We start from the raw sequence: 24,180 nt of genomic DNA, 5'->3' as shown, positions 1-24,180 counted from the left end.
TGGGAGCGCTTCGCACTCCAGCGGGAGCAAGCTCCCTCGCCACAACTAGCCCGTTCCTACAAAGAGAAACTTCGATCAGCTTAGTTCAATGCGATCCGCATGAATCACGATCTGGCCCTGCTTGTAGAGGGCACCGATGGCCTTCTTGAAGTTGCCCTTGCTCACGCCGAACAAGTTGCTGATCACCGCCGGGTCGCTCTTGTCGCTGACCGGCAGGCTGCCGTTGTTTTCACGCAACTTGGCAAGGATCTTCGAGTTCAGGCTGGAAGCCGCTTCCTGGCCCACGGGCTGCAGGCTCAGGCTGATGTTGCCATCGGCGCGGATCTCTTTGATGAAGCCTTTCTCTTCCTTGCCCGGGCGCAGGAACTTGAACACTTCGTTCTTGTGGATCAAGCCCCAGTGCTTGTTGTTGATGATCGCCTTGAAGCCCATGTCGGTGGCTTCAGCCACCAGCAGATTGACTTCCTGGCCCACCTGGTAATTCGCCGGGGTCTTGTCCAGGTAGCGATCCAGGCGTGCGGTCGCGGTGATGCGCTTGGTGTGCTTGTCGAGGTAGACGTGCACCACGCAATATTCACCAGCGGTCATCTGGCGCTTTTCTTCCGAGTACGGCAGCAACAGGTCCTTGGGCAAACCCCAATCGAGGAATACACCAATGCTGTTGACTTCCACCACTTTCAAACTGGCAAACTCGCCCACTTGAACTTTCGGCTTTTCAGTCGTGGCGATAAGTTTGTCATCGCTGTCCAGATAAATGAAAACGTTCAGCCAGTCTTCATCTTCACTGGGAATATCTTTGGGGATATACCGGTTGGGCAAGAGGATTTCACCGTCTTGCGCGCCGTCCAGGTACAAACCAAAGTTAGTGTGTTTAACCACTTGCAAGCTGTTGTAGCGACCGACCAAAGCCATTTTTCAATACCCTCATTACGTGGGCGGCATTCTACCCGAGTTGCGCCCGCCACGCGCGCGCCCCTGAAAAATCGCGGGCTGGCGTGGCGTGCTGCTGGCCCTGCCCCGCTCGTCCGATCAATCGGCTCGATTTTACGGCTACGTACGCTGCAGCCCGCCCTTGGGTTTCGAGTTAAAACAGTAAGTTAGAGGCTTATTTCAAAGACAGACTTCGGTTATTTGCACACGCCGCGCTTATTCCCGGGGGATATTTGCCAAGCAATTGTCAAGTATTTCCTGTACGATGCCTGGCCAAGTTAATTTTCTACAGGTTAGTGGCCGCCATGCGCGTAAAAGCATCCAACAGCAAAGCAAAGCCAGCTCCCGCCGTTGAAACCAGCGAATCGATCAACAGCCAGATTGCTGCGTTCCTCAAGTCCGGCGGCGAAATCCAGCAAATTGCCAAGGGCGTGAGCGGCCAGACTTTCGGCCCGTCCAAGCAGATCAGCCTGGGCAAGAAGTAATACCGCGCAACACACCTGGTCCCTAAGCGCCTTGCAATCAAGGCGCTAGGACTAGAGCCCGCAACACCTTCCCGACACATTCAATCTCGCACCAATCGACGAACGGGGCTCAACCCCAGGCATTCGCCGGTATGCTTGCACACGTCTAGCACGGGCATCTTCCCGACTTCTTCCGTTACTGCTCCTCGCTTTTCATGGAGTGACGCATGTTCAAACCCTGCATTTTCCTGCTCACGGCCCTGGTCGCCAGCCCCCTTGCCGAAGCGCAGATCTTTCAGCGCGAATGGGGCGACTTCGACTTGAAGCTGGGCACCACGCCCAGTCGCAGCATGGCCCAGGGCTTGGTCAAGCCGACCGCTCCGGGCAGCGATTCATTCCATGGCGGGCTCGACCTGAGCCACGACAGCGGCCTGTATGTCGGCCAGTTCTCACCGAGCATGGGCCTGTCGCCGGACAGCACCTTCGAAGTCGACTCCTACCTGGGCTTCAAGCACCCCTTCGACCAGACCCTGGGCTATGAAGTCGGCCTGATCCACTACAGCTACCCCAAGCTCAGCCCCCTCGACAGCCAGGAGTTCTACGGCGGTCTCAACCTGCTGGGCAACCGCTTCGGCGCGTCCTTCAGCAACGACCCGGATCGCCAGGACAGCACCTTGTTCGCCGACCTCGGCGGCACGCAACCCTTCGGCATCGGCGTCAGCATGAAGTACACCACTCATCAGTTGGGCAGCCCGGTCGCCGTCGACGGGGGCTCCATCCGCAGCTTCAGCGATTGGTCGGTGCAATTCTCCCGGGCGTGGATGGGCGTTGACCTGAACCTGATCTACAGCGACTCCAGCCTCAGCGGCGGCGATTGCTCGGCCTATTCTGGACACAACTCGCAATGCGATGGCCTGTTGACGCTGAAGGCCGCGCGGTCGTTTTATTGATGGGCTGAACTGTCGCACCCCGCGCAGGTTCACATGCACACACCTCCTCTGCGCAAGGACCCGCCCATGCTGCATCGGCTCAAACTCCTGATGGTATTGCTGGCCCTCAGCCTGGTGCTCGGTGGCTGCAACCGCGTCGGCCTGGCCTACCGCAACCTCGATGTGATCATCCCCTGGACCCTCGGCGACTACCTGGACATGAATGCCGGGCAGAAGAGCTGGTTCAACGACAACCTCAAGGCGCACCTGGCCTGGCACTGCACCACCCAACTGCCGGGCTACCTCGACTGGCTGGACCGCCTGCAACAGATGGCCGAAAACCGCGAGGTCAGCGACGCCGCGCTGCAAGCCCGCACCGCCGAAGCCAAGCAGGCGATCGGCGAAATCGCCCGGCAAATCACCCCGTCGGCCATCGAACTGCTGCAAGGCCTCGACGATCAGCAGGTGCAAAGCATGAACGACGCCCTGGCCAAGGACCTGCGCAAGCGCCAGGACGACTACCTCAAACCGCCGCTGGCCAAGCAAATTCAGGAACGCGCCGAGCGCATGAGCAAGCGCCTGGACGCCTGGATCGGCCCGCTCAGTGCCAGCCAGCAGAGTCGGGTCAACGCCTGGTCCGTCGCGCTGGGTGAACAGAACCAGGCCTGGGTCGGCAACCGCGCCCGCTGGCAGGCGCACTTCATCGCCGCCGTACAGCAACGCCACGACGCCGACTTCCCGCAGAAAATCCAGCAGTTGCTGGTGGACCGCGAAAGCCTGTGGACCCCGCAATACCGCAGCGCCTACGCACAAACGGAAACCGCAGCGCGCAGCCTGATTGTCGACCTGATGGCCGAAAGCACCCCGGCGCAACGCCAGAAACTCAGCCAGAAAATCGACAAGGTACGCGGTGATTTCGAGGCGCTTAAATGCCTGAAAAGCACGCCATCCTAGGTGGGTGCCAAAGTGCCCAGCCACGCGACCAGCCCCAGGATCACCACCACCGCCACCAACTCCAGGGCGATGCTTCGGCGCAGCGCCTTGAGCGCCGCCCCATGCTCGCCCGCCGCCAGGGACCGTTGCAGCCGCGGCGCCAGGTGCACACGATTGAGCGCCGCCAACCCCAGCATCAGGCCGAACAATCCCAGCTTGAGGCACAGCAGCAGCCCATAGCGCCCACCCGTGAGGCCGTCCAGGTTCGGCCCGACGACAAACAGATAGTTGGCCACACCGGTGACCATCAACACCGCCACAAACCCGCTGCCGATACGTCCGAATCCCGCCAACGTACGCGCCAGCGCCTGCACACGCCCGGCCTGGGGCAACGACCGGCTCACCAGCAACAGCCCAAACGCCGCCAGCGCCCCGAGCCAACCCGCCGCCGCCAGCAGGTGTGCGCTGTCGCTGAGCACATGCCAGAGCCGCAACGTGCCTTCGTGCATCGCGCCGTGCCCGGTCCACGCCAGCGTGACCAGCGCGACACCGCCGCACAGCGTGGCCAGCCTGGTATCCAGCACAACCAACACCAGCGCCACCACGCGCAACCACCACGTCCAGCCCAGTTCAGTCTGCCCCAGCATCATGTGCAGGTGCGCCCACAATGTCGGCCAATCCTCGGCACCGCTCATGGCCTGGGTCATGGCCAGCATCGACAGCACCGAAACCAACACCCCCAGCCCTGCCAGCACGCGCAGCAAGCGCTGCACACTCAACAGTCGACGCGCGGCATAGAAGCCAAACAATCCCAGGCCAAACACCAGCATCAAGTCCGCATACAACACAAAGCGCAGCACCACCGGGATCAGTTCACTCATGGCTGAACGCTGAACACCACATTGCCAAGGATCGGGTGCGTATCCGACGACACGGCACGCCAGTCCACCTGATAGGTGCCGGCCGTCAGTGCGGACGCGGGCTTGATCAGCATCACTTTGGGGTCGGTACTGGCAGCGACACTGGCCTTCACGGGCATCGGCGCGTGGGCCATGCCCTGCATGCCGGTCATGGTCAGCTTGGCGCCGGAAAACTGCGTCAGCAGGTTTTCCGAGAAGTGCAGTTCAATCACTGCGGGCGCAGGACCCCGGGCGCCCGCTGCCGGAATGGATGAGAGCAGTTTGGGATGGGCGGTGACCGACAGGCTGGTGAGCAACGCAGCGCCCACCAGCGCGGTTTTCAACATCGACATGCAAGGCTCCAGGCCGCTCATGGCGGCGAGTGATAGGAAGAGTGAAACGTCAGAACCACAGGCGCACACCCGCGACCCAGCGCCATTGGCTGGCGTCTTCGCCTTCATCGCGGGCGTATTGCGCGGTCTGGCCATAGCTGCGGTGCCAGGTGAAACCCACATAGGGCGCAAACTCGCGGCGTACCTCGTAGCGCAAGCGCACGCCGACCTCACTGTCGGCCAGGCCGGCGCCGATGCCGCGCTGGGGGTCATTGCGCCCGTAGAAGTTGAGTTCGGCGGTCGGTTGCAGGATCAGGCGGTTGGTCAGCAGGATGTCGTAGTCACCCTCCAACCGTGCGGCGGTGCGCCCGGCTTCGCCGACAAACAGCGTCGCTTCGGCCTCGAAGTTGTAGAGCACCATGCCCTGCGCGCCGAAGGCAGCCCAGGTCTGCCCATCACCCGGCTTGAAGTCCTGGCGCACACCGCCGACCAGGTCCCACCACGGGCTGATGGCATGTCCCCACAGGGCCTGGGCCTCGGCGCTGTCTGTGCGGCCGGCGCTGCGCTCGCCCTCGGTGCGCAGCCACAGGCGGTCGATGTCGCCGCCGAGCCAGCCCTTCATATCCCAGCTCAGCGCCCCTTCACCGCTGCCGCCCTGCCACTCCAGCTGGTTGATCAGCAGCATCGAATTGACGCCACTGTCATGCACCAAGTGGCCACCGGGGGCGTTGTACACTGCCGCGCGATCGGCATCGGTCAGCACCGGAATCGGCGTACGGCTCTCGGTGAGTGTCGGGGTCGCCGGGCTCATGCCTTGAAATTCATCCGCCAGCGCCAAAGGGCTGCACCCCAGCGCGATGACGAGAGCAACCACACGACGGCTCATCCTCAGGTCCTTATTCATGCACGCGCACCTCACGGAACATGCCCATTTCCATGTGGTACAGCAGGTGGCAGTGATAGGCCCAGCGGCCCAGGGCATCGGCGGTCACACGGTAGCTACGCCGGGAGCCGGGCGGCATGTCGATGGTGTGCTTGCGCACCTGGAACTGGCCGTTCTCGTCTTCCAGGTCGCTCCACAGGCCGTGCAGGTGGATCGGGTGGCTCATCATGGTGTCGTTGACCAACACCAGCCGCACCCGCTCGCCGTAGGTCAGTTGCAACGGCTCGGCCGCGGAGAACTTCACCCCATTGAATGACCAGGCGAATTTCTCCATATGCCCGGTAAGGTGCAGCTCGATGGTGCGACTGGGCTCGCGGCCGTCGGGGTCTTCGAAGGTGCTGTGCAGGTCGGCGTAGGTGAGGACACGGCGGCCATTGTTGCGCAGGCCGATGCCCGGGTCGTCGAGCTTGGGCACCGGGCTCATGGCTTGCATGTCCACCAGCGGGTTGTTCTGCTCGCTGGCCGGATGGCTTTGCATCGCCATGGCGCTGTGATCCATGCCTTCCATATCCGCCATGGCGCCGTGGTCCATGCCGCCCATGCCCATGTCGTCCATGGTGATCCAGGGGCGCGGATCGACGGCCGGGACTGGCGCGGTCACGCCAGCTTGCCGGGTCAACGTGCCACGGGCAAAGCCGCTGCGGTCCATCGCCTGGGCAAACAGCGTGTAGGCCGGCGCGGTGGGCTCGACCAGCACGTCAAACGTCTCTGCCACGGCAATGCGCAACTCATCGACGCTGACCGGTTGGACCGGCTGGCCATCGGCAGCGATCACGGTCATCTTCAGTCCGGGGATGCGCACATCGAAATAGCTCATCGCCGAGCCGTTGATAAAGCGCAGGCGAATCGTCTCCCCCGCCGCGAACAACCCGGTCCAGTTGCGCTCGGGCGGCTGGCCGTTGAGCAGATAGGTGTAGGTCTCGCCGCTGACGTCCGCCAGGTCGGTGGGGTTCATCTTCATCTGCGCCCACATCAGGCGGTCGGCGGCCGTGGCGGACCAGCCCTTCGCCCCCACATCGCGCATGAAGTCGCCGACGGTGGGTTTGTGCAGGTTGTAGTAATCGGACTGCTTCTTCAGGGTCTTCATCAGTGCGACGGGGTCTTCATCCGTCCAATCCGAGAGCATCACCACGTAGTCACGCTGGTAGCTGAAGGGTTCGGGCTCCTTCGGATCGATCACCAGCGGGCCGTAGACACCTCTCTGTTCCTGGAACCCTGAATGGCTGTGGTACCAGTAAGTGCCATGCTGCTTGACGGTGAACTGGTAGACAAACACCCCGCCCGGCTCGATGCCCTTGAAGCTCAGGCCGGGCACGCCGTCCATGGTCGATGGCAGCAAAATGCCGTGCCAGTGGATCGACGTGGGCTCGGCCAGGCGGTTTTTCACGCGCAGGGTCACGGTGTCGCCTTCGCGCCAGCGCAGCAGCGGGCCGGGCAGGCTGCCGTTGATGGTCAGCGCGGTGCGGTGGCGGCCGGTGAGGTTGACCGGGGTCTGGTCGATAAACAGCTCAAATTCACTGCCCGCCAACACAGTGGGCTGGCCTGGGCTGGTCAAGGCCCAGACCGGGCTGCGCCAAAGCCCGAGCCCGCCCAGCAGGCCGCCGGCGGCGAGGCCTTTGACAAAGGTGCGTCTGGAGGGTGTGCAATGCATGCCGATTCACGTCCGTCAGGGGAATGGCAGCAGATTAGGGGGAGCCGGCTGTCAGCCACCTTAGCGGCAGATTACCGATCTGACAGGTTCGCCTGGCACCGCAGCGGGTGCCGGGCGCGGTTAAGGTCAGGCGATCTGGGCCTTGGACGCGACTTCGGCGAAGGTCGCCGGGTCCAGCGCATCGGCTTGCTCGTCCAGCACTTGGCGCGGATGGTCGTTGCCCGGGATCGAACTGTCGATCAACGCCAGCAGCTGCGCACCCAACGGCGTCAAGATGAAATTCTCACCGGTGCCGCCCTCTGCCTCTGGCCGCGGCTCGATGAAACCGCGCTTGAGCAACAGCGCTTCATAATCCGCTGCGGTCTTTTTCAACGCGTCCAGATTGCCCGTGGATTCGCCTGCCGTGGCCTTTTCGGCCGCTTCCTGCTCGGCATACTGGCGCGGGGCGAAACTGCCTTCACCATTCTGCACTTCGTGCAGCAAGCGCTCGATCAGATTCCAATTGTAAGTCGTCATCCTGATTCCTCCTGCGGGCGGGTGGAAAGTAGCCCGTTAAAAGGTGTGACCGAGCACGTCACTGGCCGTTCAGCCCAATGGACGAGCGTCACTTTTGTGAACTTTCCAGGCGGCGCCAACCTCCACTGAGATATCCCTGCCAAGGAGGTCCACCCATGAAAACCCTGATGAACCTGGCCATCGCGGCCACCTTGTTGACTGCCCTGCCCGCCTGGGCCTGTACGCCGGACGAGGCTACGGCGAAGCGCGAGCAACTGGGCCAGGAAGTGGCCAAGCTGACCGAACAGAACGCAACCAAAGCCAAGGAAATGAACGACGAACTGCAGAAGATGGACCTGGATACGGAAAGTGCGCAGTTCCCTGACAAGTGCCAGCTGATCGACGCTCGGCTCAAGGAACTCAAGGAAGCGGCGGCCAAAGCCGAGAATTGAAGCTAGAGGCAGGACGCGGAGCGTCCTTGGAGGCATTCCCACGCGGAGCGTGGGAACGATCAATCACCGTGCATAAAAAAACCGGACATCTGTCCGGTTTTTTTACATCAGCCCAACCTTACTCGGCGGCTGGTGCTTCTGGCTTGCGGCGCTTGAGCGGGGCCATGCCGTCCTTGCTGACGAGCGACAGGTTGTCGGTCTTCGGTCGGTTGGCGATCTTGCGCTTGGTCGGCGACTTGGCGCCGGTTTTTTTCTTGTCGCCCTTGGCGTCGGTCTTTTTCTTCTTCACGCCAACGGCCTTGCCCGACGCCTTGACCTTCTTCGGCCCGGTGTAGGTGCCTTTGACTTCCTTGATGGTGCGGCGCTCGAACGACTGCTTGAGGTAGCGCTCGATGCTCGACATCAGGTTCCAGTCGCCGTGGCAGATCAGCGAGATGGCCAGGCCATCGTTGCCGGCACGCCCGGTACGGCCGATACGGTGCACGTATTCGTCGCCGCTGCGGGGCATGTCGAAGTTGATCACCAGGTCCAGGCCATCCACGTCGAGGCCACGGGCGGCAACGTCGGTGGCCACGAGGATCTTCACGCCGCCGGCCTTGAGGCGGTCGATGGCCAGCTTGCGGTCCTTCTGGTCTTTCTCGCCGTGCAGCACGAACGCCTTGTATTCCTGGGCAACCAGGCGACCGTAGATACGGTCGGCAGCGGCACGGGTGTTGGTGAACACGATGGCCTTCTGATAGGTCTCGTTGGCCAACAGCCAGTTGAGGATCTGTTCTTTGTGCACGTTGTGGTCGGCGGTAACGATCTGCTGACGCGTGGTGGCGTTCAGGTCGCTGACGTTGTTGACCTGCAAGTGCTCAGGGTTGTTCAGGACCTTGGCGACCATCTCGCGCAGGGTCGAACCGCCGGTGGTGGCGGAGAACAGCATGGTCTGCTGGCGATTGACGCATTCGGCCACCAGGCGCTGCACGTCGTCGGCAAAGCCCATGTCGAGCATGCGGTCGGCTTCGTCCAGCACCAGCACTTCGACTTCCTTGAGGTCAAGGTTGCCGGCGTTGAGTTGCTCGATCATGCGGCCCGGGGTGCCGATCAGGATGTCCGGCACCTTGCGCAGCATCGCGGCCTGGACCTTGAAGTCTTCACCGCCGGTGATGATGCCGGACTTGATGAAGGTGAACTGGGAGAAACGCTCCACTTCCTTCAGGGTCTGCTGGGCCAGCTCGCGGGTTGGCAGCAGGATCAGGGTCTTGATGCTGACGCGAACCTTGGCCGGGCCGATCAGGCGGTTCAGCACCGGCAGGACGAAAGCGGCGGTCTTGCCGCTACCGGTTTGAGCTGTCACCCGCAGGTCACGCCCTTCGAGCGCGAGCGGGATGGCCGCTGCTTGCACAGGCGTTGGCTCGACAAATTTAAGCTCGGCCACGGCTTTGAGCAGGCGTTCGTGCAGGGCGAATTGGGAAAACACGGGTGCTACCTCGAAGAAATACAAAATATCAGCGGCATAGGGTACCGGTTTCGCGCGTCCAAACCGAGTTTCTTTACGCGAACGGTGCTAATCAGCTGCTTTTTTGTGAGCACTTTTGTCTGTGAGGCCAACTTTGTAGCACTTCAATGCTCTAATCGCCCCGTCTTGTCCTACAGAAGAATCGGTTTCACCCATGGATATCAAACAGCTCTGGCTCAACGTCCAAGACCTTTGGGGCGCCCTCGATGAACACCCGCTGCTGCACGCCAGCCTCGGCTTTGTGGTGCTGCTGGTGGTGGCGCTGTTGCTCGGACGGGTGGCGCGCTACCTGATCCTGCACACGATCAAACTGCTCGGCCGCCAGCCGGCGCTGCACTGGCTCAATGACCTGCGGCACAACAAAGTCTTCCACCGCCTGGCGCAAATGACGCCATCGCTGGTGATCCAGTTCGGCCTGTATCTGGTGCCTGACCTGAGCAAGACCGCGATCCTGTTCATCGGCAACGTGGCCCTGGCAATCAGCATCCTGTTCCTGATGCTGGCCATGAGCGCCCTGCTCAACGCCCTGTTGGACATCTACGCCCGCACCGAACACGCCCGCACCCGCTCGATCAAGGGCTACGTGCAGCTGGCGAAGATGGTCTTGTACGTGTTTGGCGCGATCATCATCGTCGCCACCCTGATCGACCGTTCGCCGCTGTTGCTGCTGTCGGGGCTTGGCGCCATGTCGGCGGTGATCCTGTTGGTGTACAAGGACACCCTGCTGTCGTTCGTCGCCAGCGTGCAGTTGACCAGCAACGACATGCTGCGGGTCGGCGACTGGATCGAAATGCCCCAGGTCGGCGCCGATGGCGACGTGGTGGACATCACCTTGCACACGGTCAAGGTGCAGAATTTCGACAAGACCATCGTCTCCATTCCCACCTGGCGCCTGATGTCCGAGTCGTTCAAGAACTGGCGCGGCATGCAGGCGTCGGGCGGGCGGCGGATCAAGCGCAGCCTGTTTATCGACGCCAGCGGCGTGCGCTTCCTGCGTGACGATGAAGAAGTGCGCATGACCCAGGTGCACCTGCTCACCGACTACATCGGACGCAAGCAAGCCGAGCTCAAGGCCTGGAACGAAGCCCAGGGCCACAGCGCGCAACTGTCGGCCAACCGTCGACGCATGACCAACCTCGGCACGTTCCGCGCCTACGCCCTGGCCTACCTGAAAAGCCACCCGGACATCCAGCCGAACATGACCTGCATGGTGCGCCAGATGCAAACCACGGCGCAGGGTGTGCCGCTGGAGATCTACTGCTTCACGCGCACCACGGCGTGGGCGGATTACGAGCGGATCCAGGGGGATATTTTTGATTATCTGCTGGCGGTGTTGCCGGAGTTTGGTCTGAGCCTGTATCAGCAGCCGAGTGGCAATGATTTGCGCGCAGGGGTGCTGCCAGCCCTACTCGGTGCCAGTCATTTACCGACTCTGGAAAACAAATCTGCCTGACGCCACCACAACCCAATGTGGGAGCGGGCTTGCCCGCTCCCACAGGGCTCAGTGGTGAGTTGCCTGCTTGCGCACACCCAACCGACTGATCCACACCGCCGCCAGAATCACCAACCCACCCAACGCCAACCGCCCCAGCGGCTCATGCTGGTTCCAGATCAGCAGGTTCAACAGCAACCCCACCGGCACATGCAGGTTGTTCATCACCGCCAACGTGCCGCCCTGTACCAGGCAGGCGCCCTTGTTCCACCAGTACATGCCCAGCGCCGTGCTGACCAACCCAAGGAACACCAGCACGCCCCATTGCAGCGGCGCTTCAGGCAAAAAGTTGGCCTTGCCGAACAGCAGGAACGCCGGCAACACCACCAGCACTGCGCCCACATAGAAGAAACCAAAGCGCCGGTAATGCGGCAAGTCGCTCGGGTAACGCTTGACCAGATGCTTGTACATCACCTGCCCGGCGGCGTAGGTGAAGTTGGCCAGTTGCAGCAGCAAGAAGCCGCCGAGGAAGTGCGGGGTGATCTGGTCGAAGCGAATCACCGCCGCGCCCGCCACCGCCACCAGTGCGGCGACCAGCGCCCACGGGTTGAAGCGCCGGTTGAGGGCGTCTTCGATCAGGGTCACGTGCAGCGGCGTGAGGATGGTGAACAGCAGCACCTCCGGCACCGTGAGCACGCGAAAGCTCAGGTACAGGCACACGTAGGTCACGCCAAATTGCAACGCGCCGATCACCAGCATGCCGCGCATGAACCCCGGTTCCACCGAGCGCCAGCGGGTCAGCGGGATAAACACCAACCCGGCCAGCAGCACGCGCACCAGCACGGCGAAGTAGCTGTCGACGTGGCCGGCGAGGTATTCGCCGATCAAGCTGAAGGAAAATGCCTGAATCAGGGTGACAACCAGTAGATAGCCCATGCGCGCCTCGTTTCGAATGGGCGGGACATTAAAGGTTTTCGGCGGTTGAAGAAACTCAAGGCAAAAAAAACCCGACCTCGCTAAAGCGGCAGTCGGGTTGGAGCACTCAGGAGCAAAAAGTGCAAAGGGAGGTTCATTACGCGTACTTGAAGGGTTTGCGTGGGGCTAGATAAACACGGCGCGATTATCTGGCGATTAAAGGATCAGGCCACCTGTGCCAGCAAGGCCTTGGCGTGGTTGATGCCTTTTTCCTGGAAGTCGCCGCTCAGGTTCACCCCTTCGGCATGAATGAAGGTGACGTCGTGGATGCCGATAAAGGCCATGACCTGGCGCAGGTACGGTTCCTGGTGATCCGACGTGGCGCCGGTGTGGATGCCGCCGCGAGCGGTCAGCACAATGGCACGCTTGCCGGTGAGCAAGCCCTGCGGGCCGGTGGCGGTGTACTTGAAGGTCACACCGGCGCGCAACACGTGGTCCAGCCAGGCTTTCAGGGTGCTGGGGATGGCGAAGTTGTACATCGGTGCGGCCATGACCAGTACATCAGCGGCCAGCAGTTCGTCGGTCAATTCGTTGGAGCGGTCGAGGGAGGCCTGTTCATTGCCATTGCGCTGATCCGCAGGTTTCATCCAGCCGCCGAGCAGGTTGGCGTCCAAGTGGGGGACCGGATTGAGCGCCACGTCGCGCACAGTAATCGTGTCCGCTGGATGGGCAGCCTGCCATTGGCTGATGAATTGCTGGGTCAGTTGGCGGGAGATCGAATCCTGCTGACGGGCGCTGCTTTCGATGATCAGAACGTTGGACATGGCTGGGTAGGCTCCATCGGTAAATGCTGTAAGGCGATGGAGTAGAGATTAAACAGAGCCAATTCGATAAAAAAGCGCAAAAAACTGCTATAACCCATCTATAAATTTGTTTATAAACGGAGTATTGCTAGCGCGACGCCCCGCTGCCGGACTACTTCGGCGCGCACGCCAGTGCAATGCGCATCTTGAGAATGGCGCGGTTGAACTTGACCGTGGTGTTGGTGCTTTTACCCGCCGGCACCGTGACCTTGCGATTGCGCGGCGCTTCCGGTCCATTGGTGAAGGTTACCGAGCACACGGCATCGTTGGTGCCGTAGTTATTCAGGCGGATCGAACTGATGTCGCCGTCCACGTCGGAGGCGGTGTAGTCGATGCTCACGCCGTCGATTTTTTTTGTCACGTCGATGGGGTAGGCAAACGCGCTCATCGGCAGCAGCGCCAGCAACACACAACAGAATTTTCTCATTCGGCAGTCTCCAATAAGGACCGCCAGCTTAGGACAAGAGGAACCCATCTTGAAAGCGCCCCGCGTTACCCTCGATCAATGGCGCACGCTGCAAGCCGTGGTCGACCATGGCGGCTTCGCCCAGGCGGCTGAAGCGCTGCACCGTTCGCAGTCCTCGGTGAGCTACACCGTGGCCCGCATGCAAGACCAGCTTGGCGTACCGCTGCTGCGCATCGACGGGCGCAAGGCGGTCCTCACCGACGCAGGTGAAGTGCTGCTGCGTCGCTCGCGCCAACTGGTGAAAAACGCCAGCCAACTGGAAGACCTCGCCCACCATATGGAACAAGGCTGGGAAGCCGAAGTGCGCCTGGTGGTGGACGCCGCCTACCCGAATGCGCGGCTGGTACGCGCCCTCTCCGCCTTTATGCCGCAAAGCCGTGGTTGCCGTGTGCGCCTGCGCGAAGAGGTGCTCTCCGGCGTCGAAGAATTGCTGATCGAAGGCGTGGCCGACCTGGCGATCTGCGGCTTCAGCATTCCCGGCTACCTGGGCACGGAAATGAGCGACGTCGAATTTGTCGCCGTGGCCCACCCCGAACATGCGTTGCACCGCATGCAGCGCGAATTGAGCTTCCAGGACCTGGAAAGCCAGATGCAGGTGGTGATCCGCGACTCCGGCCGCCAGCAACCGCGCGATGTCGGCTGGCTCGGCGCCGAACAGCGCTGGACCGTCGGCAGCCTGGCCACCGCTGCGGCCTTTGTCGGCAGCGGCCTGGGCTTTGCCTGGCTGCCCCGGCACATGATCGAACGCGAACTCGCCGAAGGCGTGCTCAAGCAGCTACCCTTGGAACAGGGCGGCAGCCGCCACCCGACGTTCTTCCTGTATTCCAACAAGGACAAACCCTTGGGGCCGGCGACGCAGATCCTCGTGGAGCTGCTGCGCACCTTTGACACGGCCCCCCTGGACGCGCCTTTCGCCGCCCCCCAGCAAGCCTGAAACGGAGTTCACGCATGGCCTGGTTCGACCACGAAGGATGCAGCCTGCACTACGAGGAATACGGCCACGGCTCGCCGCTGATCCTGATCCACGGCCTGGGCTCCAGCAGCCAGGACTGGGAATTGCAGATCCCGGTGCTGGCCAGGCATTACCGCCTGATCGTGGTGGATGTGCGCGGCCATGGGCGCTCGGACAAACCTCGTGAGCGCTACAGCATCCAGGGTTTCACCTATGACCTGCTGGCCCTGATCGAACACCTGGGCCTGCCGCCCGCCCATGTGGTGGGCCTGTCCATGGGCGGCATGATCGCCTTCCAACTGGCGGTGGACGAACCGACCCTGGTCAAGAGCCTGTGCATCGTCAACAGCGCGCCCGAGGTCAAGGTGCGCAGCGCCAATGACTATTGGCAGTGGGCCAAGCGCTGGAGCCTGGCGCGCGTGCTCAGCCTGGCCACGATCGGCCAGGCCCTGGGCGACCGGCTATTCCCCAAGCCGGACCAGGCCGACCTGCGCCGCAAGATGGCTGAACGCTGGGCAAAAAACGACAAACGTGCTTATCTCGCCAGCTTCGATGCGATTGTGGGCTGGGGCGTGCAGGAACAACTTTCGCGGATCACCTGTCCAACCTTGGTCATCAGCGCCGACCACGACTACACCCCCGTGGCGCAAAAACAAAACTATGTAAAACTGCTGCCCGATGCGCGGCTGGTGGTGATCGAAGATTCCCGCCATGCCACGCCCTTGGACCAACCCGAAGTCTTTAACGCTACCTTGCTCGATTTTCTAAAGACAGTCGAAACCACTACCCAGGATCACTGACCCATGCTGAAAAAAATCGCCTTCTTTGCCGGTTCTGTTCTGTTCGCTGCCAACCTGATGGCGGCCGAGCCTGCCAAGGCGCCCCACGTGCTGATCTCCACCACCAACGGCGACATCGAAATCGAACTGGACCCGGTCAAGGCGCCGATCAGTACCAAGAACTTCCTGGCCTACGTGGACAAGGGCTTCTACACCAACACGATCTTCCACCGCGTGATCCCGGGCTTCATGGTCCAGGGCGGCGGGTTCACCACGCAGATGTCGCAAAAGCCGACCGAAGCGCCGATCCGCAACGAAGCCAGCAATGGTTTGCATAACGTGCGCGGTACCTTGTCCATGGCCCGCACCAACGACCCGAACTCGGCCACCAGCCAGTTCTTCATCAACGTCGCCGACAATGCGTTCCTCGACCCAGGCCGCGACGCCGGTTATGCCGTCTTCGCCAAAGTGGTCAAGGGCATGGACGTGGTCGACATCATCGTCAACTCCCAGACCACCACCAAGCAGGGCATGCAGAACGTGCCCATCGATCCTGTCCTGATCAAGTCGGCCAAGCGCATCGACTGAGGTCTACAGGGCTTTGCGCGCATGGCCCACAAGGCCATGCGCGCCTTTGAATGGAGAGCCCGCCACGCGGGCGTCATACCTAATGCTCTATCGTCGTTTTGAACAACTGATCGATATTTTCCGCGACGCCCCCAGCGACGCCCCGCCCGATAAAGTCCTGCCCTTCTACCTCTATTACCTGCGCCAGGTGTGGCCGCATTTTGCCGCCTTGCTGGTCGTCGGCCTGATCGGTGCATTGATCGAGGTCGCGCTGTTCAGCTACCTCAGCCGCATCATCGACCTGGCCCAGGGCACGCCGCCGGCGAATTTCTTCCAGGTGCACAGCACCGAGCTGATCTGGATGGCCGTGGTCGCCCTGCTGCTGCGCCCGATCTTCGGCGCCTTGCACGACCTGCTGGTGCACCAGACCATCAGCCCCGGCATGACCAGCCTGATCCGCTGGCAGAACCACAGCTACGTGCTCAAGCAGAGCCTGAATTTCTTCCAGAACGACTTCGCCGGGCGCATCGCCCAGCGCATCATGCAAACCGGCAACTCCCTGCGTGACTCCGCCGTGGCGGCGGTGGACGCAATCTGGCACGTGGCGATCTACGCCATCAGTTCCCTGGTGCTGTTTGCCGAGGCCGACTGGCGCCTGATGATCCCGCTGGTGACCTGGATCATCTGCTACAGCCTGGCCCTGCGCTACTTCGTGCCACGGGTGAAGGAGCGCTCGGTGATTTCCTCCGAGGCGCGCTCCAAGCTGATGGGGCGCATCGTCGATGGCTACACCAACATCACCACCTTGAAGCTGTTCGCCCATACCCAATATGAGCAGCAGTACGCCAAGGAAGCGATCATCGAGCAGACCGAAAAAACCCAGCTGGCCAGCCGTGTGGTCACCAGCATGGACATCGTCATCACCAGCATGAACGGCCTGCTGATCGTGACCACCACCGGCCTGGCCCTGTGGTTGTGGACGCAGTCGCTGATTTCCGTGGGTGCGATTGCCCTGGCGACCGGCCTGGTGATCCGTATCGTCAACATGTCCGGCTGGATCATGTGGGTGGTCAACGGCATCTTCGAAAACATCGGCATGGTGCAGGACGGCTTGAAAACCATCGCCCAGCCCCTGGCCGTGGTCGACCGCGAAAACGCCCCGCGCCTGACGGTGCCCCATGGCGAAGTGCGCTTTGAACAGGTGGATTTCCACTATGGCAAGCAGAGCGGGATCATTGGCGGGCTGAACCTGAAGATCCAGGCCGGGGAAAAGATCGGCCTGATCGGCCCGTCCGGCGCCGGCAAATCCACCCTGGTCAACCTGCTGCTGCGCCTGTACGACCTGCAAGGCGGGCGCATCCTGATCGACGGGCAGAACATCGCCGAGGTTGCGCAGGAGTCCTTGCGCGAACAGATCGGCATGATCACCCAGGACACTTCCCTGCTGCACCGCTCGATCCGCGACAACCTGTTGTATGGCAAACCGGACGCCACCGACGAGGAGCTCTGGGCCGCCATCCACAAGGCCCGGGCCGATGAGTTCATCCCGCTGCTGTCGGATTCCGAAGGCCGCACCGGGCTGGACGCCCACGTGGGCGAGCGCGGGGTGAAACTCTCCGGCGGGCAACGCCAGCGCATCGCCATTGCCCGCGTGCTGCTCAAGGACGCGCCGATCCTGATCATGGACGAAGCCACCTCGGCCCTGGACTCGGAAGTGGAAGCGGCGATCCAGGAGAGCCTGGAGACCCTCATGCAAGGTAAGACGGTGATTGCGATTGCGCACCGCTTGTCGACCATCGCACGCATGGACCGCCTGGTGGTGCTGGAGAAAGGCCAGATTGCCGAGACGGGCAGCCACGCCGAGTTGCTGGCCCATGGCGGGTTGTATGCACGGTTGTGGCAGCACCAGACCGGAGGGTTCGTCGGCATCGACTAATCATCTACAGCTCAAACACAGTCCAAAATGTGGGAGCGGGCTTGCCCGCGATAGCGGAGTGTCAGTCAATGAATCTGGCGACTGATACACCGCTATCGCGGGCAAGCCCGCTCCCACATTTGATTGGGCCTCTCCCAGATTCTGGCACTGGATTTGTGCCACAACCCTGCTGTACTCAACGCAGTGCCCAGACGGGCGCTGTACTAAGTGCAGGGAGCATCACGGTTTTACTGATCTGGTAGAGCGATCTATCAAGGACGTGTTCCATGTCTTTGTTCAAGCGTTCAGTCACGGAGAGTCTAGGTACGTTTTGGCTGGTGTTGGGCGGTTGCGGGAGTGCGGTGTTGGCCGCGGCGTTTCCGGCAGTCGGGATCGGTTTGCTGGGGGTGTCCCTGGCGTTCGGGCTCACGGTATTGACCATGGCGTTTGCCATCGGCCATATCAGTGGTTGTCACCTCAACCCGGCCGTGTCGGTGGGGCTGGTCGTTGGCGGCAGGTTCCCCGCCAAGGAGTTGCCAGCGTACATCGTCGCCCAGGTCATCGGCGGCACAGTTGCCGCAGCCTTGTTGTACTTCATTGCCAGCGGCAAACCCGGCTTTGAACTGGCGTCGGGCCTGGCGTCCAACGGCTATGGCGAGCACTCGCCCGGCGGGTATTCGATGGCGGCGGGTTTTGTCTGTGAGCTGGTGATGACGGCGATGTTCGTGCTGATCATCCTCGGCGCCACCGACCACCGCGCCCCGAAGGGCCTCGCGCCCATCGCCATCGGCCTGGCCTTGACGCTGATCCACCTGATCTCCATTCCCGTCACCAACACCTCGGTCAACCCCGCGCGCAGCACAGGGCCAGCCTTGATCGTTGGCGGGTGGGCGATCCAGCAATTGTGGATGTTCTGGCTCGCGCCGATCCTGGGTGCGGTGATCGGTGGTTTTACTTATCGATGGCTGGGCAAGGAGGAGTCGGCCTGAGGCGACGCGAGCTCAGCCCTGCCGATAAGGTAGGGCTGAGATCACTGAGCTGTTTTCAGCCTTGATGGGCCTGCATGTACTGGCGCAATAGCTGATTAATACGTGTCTGGTAGCCAGTACCCTGGCCTTTGAACCACTCCAGGACATCCGCATCAAGTCGAATCGTGACGGCTTGTTTTACCGGAACACGTAAGTCGGCACGCTTGAAAAAGTCGGCGTCCAACTCAGGAATATCACTGGTGTCGATGTCTTCGTCATTCATCTTGGCCAGGCGCTCCCAATCAGTTTTCGATGTTTGCGTCATAGTATAAGGCTGGGCTTTTCTGTCGTGGTGATCACGCCCCCTGAAAACACCACAAATCAAATGTGGGAGCTGGCTTGCCTGCGATAGCATCACCTCAGTATCACTGAAAGACCTAGGTGTCTGCATCGCAGGCAAGCCAGCTCCCACACAAGCTCACTCCCCCGTATTTCGAGTTACACCTGCCGATACGGCAACGCCGCCCGCGCCTCTTCGGCATACGCCACAATCCCCACCCGCTCACGCCCCAGGAAATCCTCCACGGCACTCTTCAACCCCGCATGCCGCAAGTAGTGCCACGACCGCGTAATCACCGGTTCAAACCCGCGAATCAACTTGTGCTCACCCTGCGCCCCGGCGTCAAAGCGTTGCACGCCATGGGCGATGGCGTAGTCCATGCCCTGGTAGAAGCAGGTTTCAAAATGCAGGCGGTCGAACTCCGCCAGGCAGCCCCAGTAACGGCCGTAGAAGCTGTCGCCACCAATCAGGCTGAACGCCATGGCCACCGGCCGCGTGCCTTGCTTGGCCAGCACCACGCGGATTGGTTCGGGCATGCGCGCGGCGAGCAGGCTGAAAAATTCGCGGGTCAGGTACGGCGATTGGCGGCGCACGGCGTAGGTGTTGGCGTAGCAGGCGTAGACAAAATCCCACTGCGCTTCGCTCAGCTCATGGCCGTGCAACCACTCGAAGTCGATGCCCTGCCCGGCCACTTGTTCGCGCTCTTTGCGCATCTGTTTGCGCTTGCGTGAGCTGAGGGCGTCGAGGAAGTCCTGGAAGTCGCGGTAGCCACGGTTCTGCCAGTGAAACTGACAGCCCAGGCGCTGCAACCAGCCCGGTTGCTGGGCCAGCGCATCATCGGCCAAACCGTCGGTGAAGTTGATATGGGCGCTGGAGAGCCCTTCGATTTCCAGGTAACCCGGCAGGCTTTTGAGCAGCTCAAAACCGTCCTCGGCACTCGCTGCCAGCAGGCGTGGCCCGCTGACCGGGCTGAACGGCACGGCCGTCAGCAGCTTGGGATAGTAGTCGATGCCGGCCCGCTCGCAGGCGTCGGCCCAACCATGATCGAACACGTACTCGCCATAGGAGTGCCACTTGCGATAACTGGGCAGTGCCGCCACCAGCCGCTCGCCTTCCCAGTGCAGCAAGTGCTCCGGCTGCCAACCCGAGTGCGGGCCGACGCTGCCGCTGTCTTCCAACGCACTCAGGAACGCGTGCCGCACAAACGGCTGGGCGTCTGGCACCAGTGCATCCCAGGTCTGCGGGGCGATTTCGGACAGTCTGGTCAGACGTTGCAGCGGCATCGGAATCCTCATGGCTCAGGGGCGTGAAAGCCTCGCGAGTATCGCTTATCGCCGGCCTTCGCACACCCTCGAATCGCCGGACAAGGCTCTAAAGCAATAGTTCCCATCATGAATAATTTGTCATGTAGATGACATCACTTCGCCACTGCTCCGTCATAAACGATCGCGATACTGACGCCTGTTTTTAGAGCGCCTGGTGCTACCAGGCGGCATTTTTTCCGTCCGTCATTGGTCGGTTGTGTCCTGGATGGTTTGCCATCCCTCCTCACTTTCGGAGATTGATATGCGTCTTGCTTCCACTAAAACTGCGGCGATCCTGTGCGGCGGCTTGTTGCTGGCCCTGAGCGTACCGGCCAACGCTGCAGTCGACGCTAAATTGCTCGACATGCTCAAGGCCAACGGCCAGATCACCAATGCCCAGTACAGCGAACTGCAAGCTGAGCTGGCACGGGATCAGAAAGAACAGCAGATCGCACGGCAAGCTCAACAAGAGACCAACGAACAGATCGCGGCCACCGCGAAGAAAACCAACGAGCTGAGCAGCTTCGACCAGAAGCTGGCCTGGGCGGCCAAGACCCAATTCAAAGGCGACGTGCGCGTGCGCCAGGAGACCGTCAAGGTCGAAGGCTCGCCAAACAATGGCGGCAAGGACAAGGATCGCCAGCGCCTGCGTGCCCGCCTGGGTGCCTACACCGAGATCAACTCGCAAGTCGACACCGGTATCCGTATCGCCACCGGCAGCAGCGACGACGCCCGTTCCACCAACGTTGACCTGGACGGCTACTTCAACAAGAAAGCGCTGTGGCTGGACCTCGGCTACATCGACTACCACCCAGACCAGGTCAAGAACCTGCACGTGATCGGCGGCAAGATGCTGCAACCGTGGGTCAGCATGGGCGACGTGATCTGGGACACCGACGTGAACCCGGAAGGTCTTGCACTGACCTACAAATACCCACTGGGTGGCAGCGCCGAGCTGTTCGGTAGCGCCGGTAACTACAGCCTCAAAGACAACGTCAACGGCGAAGGCGTGCAATTTCGCAACGACATGCGCATGACGTCCGGCCAGTTGGGCGCGCGTTTCGCCGTGACCGACAACCTGAAAGTGACCTTGGGCGGTAGCGTCTACGCGTTCCAGAACGACGAAGACAGCCGTTGCCCGACTGCCGGCTCCACCGCCTGCCTGACCCCACAGGAAACCATCCTGAACACCGTGGCCGGCAATGCCAGCGAATACCGCTTGTATGAAGGCTTCAGCCAGATCGACGTCGGCGGCCTGGCCGTGCCGTTGTCCTTCTACGGTCAGTATGTACAAAACACCAAAGCCACTGAAAGCGACAAGGACACTGCCTGGTTGGTGGGTGCCAAGTCCAAGGTGTTTGGCTTGAACCTGGACTACAACTACCGCGACATCCAGCGTTACGCCGTGGTCGGTGGCTTCACCGACTCGGACTTCGCCGGCGGTGTTACCGGTTCGCGCGGTCACAAGTTCAAGGTCGGTTACGACATCGACAAGAACTTCGCCATCGGCGCCACTTACTTCCTGACCAAGGCCGATTACTCCAGCGCGACAAACTACCGCGATGCCAAGGTCAACACCTTGCAGCTGGACGCAGAAGCCAAGTTCTAAATGTGAGTGCTTGAAGCCTTGGGCCAGGACGGCCCGAGGTGGCTGCAACAGTCTTGCGTGGTCGGATCGGTCCCCATCATCCGTTCGATCCCGCCACGCGAGCCCTCTTATTCCCCGCCTTTCTGATCCTTGAGCCGCTCGGCAGCCAGCTGCTGCGCCAAGGCATCCACATCCCCCACCGGCTCGTCCGGCAGTATCTTCAGCGTGGCCTGCATCAGGCGCATCTGGCGGATAAACCGTCGGCAGTTCGGGCAAAACATCAGGTGATGACGCACCAGCAAGCGTTCGCGAAAGGTCAGTTGCCCATCGAGATAGTCACTGGAACGTGCCACTTGTTCTTTACAGGTCAACATTCGCCCGTTTCCTCAAAATGCTCCACCGTGGCGAAGACTTTAAGCCGTGCTCGATGCAACAGCACACGGACATTGGAGAGTGAGAGCGTCAGAAGATTACAGATCTCTTCCAACTCCAGGCCTTGGCGTTCACGCAATACCAGCACACTGCTTTGCAACTCCGACAGGCTCAGCAAGGTGTGTTCCAGGCAATTGCGCAGTTCATCCTCGGTGAGCAGGGCTTCCGGGGTGTCCTGGTGCCAGGCGTACGGGGCGACGGCCCAGTGGCCATCATCGGGGGTAAAACGATCATCACCGATGGTGCCGTGGGGTGAAGGCAGATCATCCAGCAGCACTTCGCGGCGGTTCTGCTTGTAGCGGCCCTTGGCGGCGTTGGCGGTGATGGTCAGCAGCCAGGTCTTGAGGCTGGAACGCCCTTCGAACTTGGCCAGGTTGCGCACCACCGACAGCCAGGCATCCTGGACGATTTCATCGGCATGGCGCTGGCCGACGATGGCATAGGCCACCGCGCGCATGGCGCTCTGGTAGGTGGTGACCAACTCCTTGTAGGCCCGTTGCTCGCCCTTGAGCAGGCGTTCAAGCAGGTGCGCGTCGTCGGCTGCTGCCATTGTCTACCTCAATTTCACTTTGGGAATGCAATCGATGTGGGAGCTGGCTTGCCTGCGATGGCATCAACTCGGTGTATCTGAAATACCGAGGTGTCTGCATCGCAGGCAAGCCAGCTCCCACACAAGCCCGCTCCCACATTTGGCCGATCAATCAGCGTTTGCGCAGGATCACGCTGCCGATCGAATAACCCGCACCGAACGAGCTGAGCACCGCAACGGAGCCCTTGGCCAGATCGTCCTGATAAGTATGAAACGCAATCACCGACCCCGCCGAACTGGTGTTGGCATAGGTATCAAGGATCACCGGTGCTTCTTCCACCGTGGCCTCGCGGCCCAGCAGTTTTTTCACGATCAGGTGGTTCATGCTCAGGTTGGCCTGGTGCAGCCAGAAGCGCTTCACGTCCGCCACGTCCAACTGGTTTTCCGCCAGGTGCACGCCGATCAGCTCGGCGACCATCGGGCACACGTCGCGGAAGACTTTGCGGCCTTCCTGCACGAACAGCTTGTCGGGTGCACCAACGCCCTCTTCCGCCGCGCGGTTGAGGAAGCCGAAGTTGTTGCGGATGTTATTGGAGAACTTGGTCAGCAGCTTGGTGCTGACCACGTCGAACTGGTGCTCGGACGTCGCCAGGTCGGCACGCTCCAGGATCACGGCGGTGGCCGCGTCGCCAAAGATGAAGTGGCTGTCACGGTCACGGAAATTCAGGTGGCCGGTGCAGACTTCCGGGTTGACCATCAGGATCGCCCGGGCCTGGCCCAGCGCGATGCTATTGGCCGCGTTCTGGATGCCGAAGGTGGCCGAGGAACACGCCACGTTCATGTCAAAACCGAAACCCGCGATGCCCAGGGCTTCCTGGACTTCAATGGCGATGGCCGGGTAGGCGCGCTGCAAGTTGGAACAGGCGACGATCACACCGTCGATATCGGCGGCGGTCTTGCCGGCGCGTTGCAGGGCCTGTTCGGCAGCGCCGACGGCCATCTGGCAGAGCACCGACCATTCGTCGTTGCTGCGCTCAGGCAGGCGCGGGGCCATGCGCTTGGGGTCGAGAATGCCGTCCTTGTCCATCACGAAGCGGCTCTTGATACCCGAGGCTTTTTCGATGAAGGCGGCACTGGATTCGGTCAGCGCCTGTACTTCACCGCGCTCGATGGCGTCAGCATTTTCGCTGTTGAACTGTTGCACGTAGGTATTGAAGGACTGCACCAGCTCTTCGTTGGAGATGCTGTTGGCAGGGGTGTACAGGCCAGTGCCGCTGATGACGACGTTATGCACGGTCGTTCCTCTAAATCTGTCAGGCAGAAGATATTGGTACCGTCGTACCAAACTTTAAGTAGTTTTATTCCGCCCGGCGGACATCAAACTGGCATCGCTTTATTCCATCGCGCCGTGGCTGTAGCAGCCAGCCCAAACCGGCGATCCCGGCATTTATAGGCGCGAAGTTTGCCACAAACCTCGGAATTTGGCGCTATCTGCGGACAAACCGCCATTTTCCTGGATGTACCTGAACTGTGGGAGCTGGCTTGCCTGCGATAGCGGCGGGTCAGTTTGCACATCAGCAACTGATAGACCGCTATCG

27 protein-coding genes and 1 pseudogene are annotated in these 24,180 nt (G+C 61.3%); 12 read left to right on the top strand and 16 right to left on the bottom strand.

The annotated features are described in order from the left end of the window. Positions 1 to 75: 75 nt before the first annotated feature. Positions 76 to 912 (bottom strand): S1 RNA-binding domain-containing protein, encoded by an 837-nt coding sequence (locus tag B348_RS0106730; RefSeq protein WP_017735376.1) that lies wholly within the window; start codon positions 910 to 912, stop codon positions 76 to 78. Positions 913 to 1,235: 323 nt separating this feature from the next. Between B348_RS0106730 and B348_RS0106725 the strand changes: the two genes are divergently transcribed. The 3 genes from B348_RS0106725 (at position 1,236) to B348_RS0106715 (ending at position 3,277) form a co-directional block, all read left to right on the top strand. Next, positions 1,236 to 1,415, top strand: coding sequence for a hypothetical protein (locus tag B348_RS0106725; protein ID WP_003193095.1), 180 nt, complete (start codon positions 1,236 to 1,238; stop codon positions 1,413 to 1,415). 206 nt (positions 1,416 to 1,621) lie between these two features. Further along, positions 1,622 to 2,344 (top strand): TorF family putative porin, encoded by a 723-nt coding sequence (locus B348_RS0106720; protein ID WP_017735375.1) that lies wholly within the window; start codon positions 1,622 to 1,624, stop codon positions 2,342 to 2,344. 66 nt (positions 2,345 to 2,410) lie between these two features. Continuing rightward, complete coding sequence (locus B348_RS0106715; protein WP_017735374.1) at positions 2,411 to 3,277, top strand: DUF6279 family lipoprotein; 867 nt, start codon at positions 2,411 to 2,413, stop codon at positions 3,275 to 3,277. Here the strand turns inward: B348_RS0106715 and copD are convergent. From copD to B348_RS0106690, 5 genes are all read right to left on the bottom strand, one after another. After that, on the bottom strand, positions 3,274 to 4,137 hold the full coding sequence (gene copD, locus B348_RS0106710; protein WP_017735373.1) for a copper homeostasis membrane protein CopD: 864 nt from the start codon (positions 4,135 to 4,137) through the stop codon (positions 3,274 to 3,276). The two genes, B348_RS0106715 and copD, sit on opposite strands and share 4 nt — an antisense overlap. Further along, positions 4,134 to 4,508 (bottom strand): copper homeostasis periplasmic binding protein CopC, encoded by a 375-nt coding sequence (gene copC, locus B348_RS0106705; protein ID WP_017735372.1) that lies wholly within the window; start codon positions 4,506 to 4,508, stop codon positions 4,134 to 4,136. The genes copD and copC overlap by 4 nt, the downstream gene beginning before the upstream one ends. A 49-nt stretch (positions 4,509 to 4,557) precedes the next feature. Beyond that, on the bottom strand, positions 4,558 to 5,373 hold the full coding sequence (locus B348_RS0106700) for a copper resistance protein B (protein ID WP_017735371.1): 816 nt from the start codon (positions 5,371 to 5,373) through the stop codon (positions 4,558 to 4,560). 10 nt (positions 5,374 to 5,383) lie between these two features. After that, entirely contained in the window at positions 5,384 to 7,081 is a 1,698-nt protein-coding gene (locus B348_RS0106695; RefSeq protein ID WP_017735370.1) for a copper resistance system multicopper oxidase, read from the bottom strand. Positions 7,082 to 7,207: 126 nt separating this feature from the next. After that, the gene (locus B348_RS0106690) at positions 7,208 to 7,597 is read right to left on the bottom strand and encodes a hypothetical protein (RefSeq protein WP_017735369.1); all 390 of its coding nucleotides are present in this window, start codon (positions 7,595 to 7,597) and stop codon (positions 7,208 to 7,210) included. 155 nt (positions 7,598 to 7,752) lie between these two features. On the opposite strand from B348_RS0106690, the gene B348_RS0106685 reads away from it, so the two are divergent. Next, positions 7,753 to 8,028, top strand: coding sequence for a hypothetical protein (locus tag B348_RS0106685; protein ID WP_017735368.1), 276 nt, complete (start codon positions 7,753 to 7,755; stop codon positions 8,026 to 8,028). Between the two features lie 118 nt (positions 8,029 to 8,146). On the opposite strand, the gene B348_RS0106680 is transcribed toward B348_RS0106685, so the two are convergent. Beyond that, a complete protein-coding gene (locus B348_RS0106680) occupies positions 8,147 to 9,493 on the bottom strand; it encodes a DEAD/DEAH box helicase (RefSeq protein ID WP_017735367.1) in 1,347 nt (448 codons plus the stop codon). A 193-nt stretch (positions 9,494 to 9,686) separates the two neighbouring features. Between B348_RS0106680 and B348_RS0106675 the strand changes: the two genes are divergently transcribed. After that, complete coding sequence (locus tag B348_RS0106675) at positions 9,687 to 10,985, top strand: mechanosensitive ion channel family protein (protein ID WP_017735366.1); 1,299 nt, start codon at positions 9,687 to 9,689, stop codon at positions 10,983 to 10,985. Between the two features lie 48 nt (positions 10,986 to 11,033). Here the strand turns inward: B348_RS0106675 and B348_RS0106670 are convergent, their stop codons facing one another. The 3 genes from B348_RS0106670 to B348_RS0106660 all read right to left on the bottom strand — a co-directional run bounded on the left by B348_RS0106670 (position 11,034) and on the right by B348_RS0106660 (position 13,169). Beyond that, the gene (locus tag B348_RS0106670; RefSeq protein WP_017735365.1) at positions 11,034 to 11,900 is read right to left on the bottom strand and encodes a carboxylate/amino acid/amine transporter; all 867 of its coding nucleotides are present in this window, start codon (positions 11,898 to 11,900) and stop codon (positions 11,034 to 11,036) included. 203 nt (positions 11,901 to 12,103) lie between these two features. Continuing rightward, positions 12,104 to 12,703 (bottom strand): FMN-dependent NADH-azoreductase, encoded by a 600-nt coding sequence (locus B348_RS0106665; protein ID WP_017735364.1) that lies wholly within the window; start codon positions 12,701 to 12,703, stop codon positions 12,104 to 12,106. A gap of 151 nt (positions 12,704 to 12,854) precedes the next feature. Then, positions 12,855 to 13,169: a 3-phosphoglycerate kinase gene (locus B348_RS0106660; protein WP_026136615.1), complete on the bottom strand. Its 315-nt coding sequence runs from the start codon at positions 13,167 to 13,169 to the stop codon at positions 12,855 to 12,857. Positions 13,170 to 13,218: 49 nt separating this feature from the next. Between B348_RS0106660 and B348_RS0106655 the strand changes: the two genes are divergently transcribed. From B348_RS0106655 to aqpZ, 5 genes are all read left to right on the top strand, one after another. After that, complete coding sequence (locus B348_RS0106655; protein WP_017735362.1) at positions 13,219 to 14,142, top strand: LysR family transcriptional regulator; 924 nt, start codon at positions 13,219 to 13,221, stop codon at positions 14,140 to 14,142. A gap of 14 nt (positions 14,143 to 14,156) precedes the next feature. Further along, positions 14,157 to 14,960 (top strand): alpha/beta fold hydrolase, encoded by an 804-nt coding sequence (locus B348_RS0106650; protein ID WP_017735361.1) that lies wholly within the window; start codon positions 14,157 to 14,159, stop codon positions 14,958 to 14,960. Positions 14,961 to 14,963: 3 nt separating this feature from the next. Further along, positions 14,964 to 15,527 carry a peptidylprolyl isomerase A gene (locus B348_RS0106645; RefSeq protein WP_017735360.1) on the top strand — a complete coding sequence of 188 codons (564 nt, stop codon included), beginning with the start codon at positions 14,964 to 14,966 and terminating at the stop codon, positions 15,525 to 15,527. An 82-nt stretch (positions 15,528 to 15,609) separates the two neighbouring features. Further along, positions 15,610 to 17,442 carry an ABC transporter ATP-binding protein gene (locus B348_RS0106640; RefSeq protein ID WP_017735359.1) on the top strand — a complete coding sequence of 611 codons (1,833 nt, stop codon included), beginning with the start codon at positions 15,610 to 15,612 and terminating at the stop codon, positions 17,440 to 17,442. 266 nt (positions 17,443 to 17,708) lie between these two features. Further along, positions 17,709 to 18,410: an aquaporin Z gene (gene aqpZ, locus B348_RS0106635; RefSeq protein WP_017735358.1), complete on the top strand. Its 702-nt coding sequence runs from the start codon at positions 17,709 to 17,711 to the stop codon at positions 18,408 to 18,410. A gap of 55 nt (positions 18,411 to 18,465) precedes the next feature. Here aqpZ and B348_RS0106630 read toward each other — a convergent pair whose 3' ends face one another. Both B348_RS0106630 and B348_RS0106625 read right to left on the bottom strand, forming a co-directional pair. Continuing rightward, the gene (locus B348_RS0106630; RefSeq protein WP_026136614.1) at positions 18,466 to 18,714 is read right to left on the bottom strand and encodes a BrnA antitoxin family protein; all 249 of its coding nucleotides are present in this window, start codon (positions 18,712 to 18,714) and stop codon (positions 18,466 to 18,468) included. Positions 18,715 to 18,887: 173 nt separating this feature from the next. Next, on the bottom strand, positions 18,888 to 20,012 hold the full coding sequence (locus tag B348_RS0106625; RefSeq protein WP_017735356.1) for a GNAT family N-acetyltransferase: 1,125 nt from the start codon (positions 20,010 to 20,012) through the stop codon (positions 18,888 to 18,890). 283 nt (positions 20,013 to 20,295) lie between these two features. Between B348_RS0106625 and B348_RS0106620 the strand changes: the two are divergent. Then, positions 20,296 to 21,171, top strand: a pseudogene (locus tag B348_RS0106620) (putative porin); the annotation flags it as partial. A 54-nt stretch (positions 21,172 to 21,225) separates the two neighbouring features. Continuing rightward, the gene (locus tag B348_RS1000000132165) at positions 21,226 to 21,642 is read left to right on the top strand and encodes a putative porin (protein WP_371105858.1); all 417 of its coding nucleotides are present in this window, start codon (positions 21,226 to 21,228) and stop codon (positions 21,640 to 21,642) included. A gap of 107 nt (positions 21,643 to 21,749) precedes the next feature. On the opposite strand, the gene B348_RS0106615 is transcribed toward B348_RS1000000132165, so the two are convergent. The 4 genes from B348_RS0106615 to B348_RS1000000131850 all read right to left on the bottom strand — a co-directional run. Beyond that, the gene (locus tag B348_RS0106615) at positions 21,750 to 21,995 is read right to left on the bottom strand and encodes an anti-sigma factor (RefSeq protein ID WP_017735354.1); all 246 of its coding nucleotides are present in this window, start codon (positions 21,993 to 21,995) and stop codon (positions 21,750 to 21,752) included. Beyond that, positions 21,989 to 22,603, bottom strand: coding sequence for an RNA polymerase sigma factor (locus B348_RS0106610; protein ID WP_017735353.1), 615 nt, complete (start codon positions 22,601 to 22,603; stop codon positions 21,989 to 21,991). Before B348_RS0106610 ends, B348_RS0106615 begins: the two co-directional genes overlap by 7 nt. Positions 22,604 to 22,754: 151 nt before the next feature. After that, entirely contained in the window at positions 22,755 to 23,876 is a 1,122-nt protein-coding gene (locus B348_RS0106605) for a beta-ketoacyl-ACP synthase III (protein WP_017735352.1), read from the bottom strand. Positions 23,877 to 23,959: 83 nt separating this feature from the next. Further along, the coding region (locus B348_RS1000000131850) for a hypothetical protein (RefSeq protein WP_218187738.1) at positions 23,960 to 24,180 on the bottom strand (221 nt) is incomplete at its 5' end.

It is taken from the genome of Pseudomonas sp. CBZ-4 (assembly GCF_000346755.1).
Classification (GTDB): domain Bacteria; phylum Pseudomonadota; class Gammaproteobacteria; order Pseudomonadales; family Pseudomonadaceae; genus Aquipseudomonas.
This window is presented reverse-complemented; position numbering and strand designations above follow the sequence as displayed.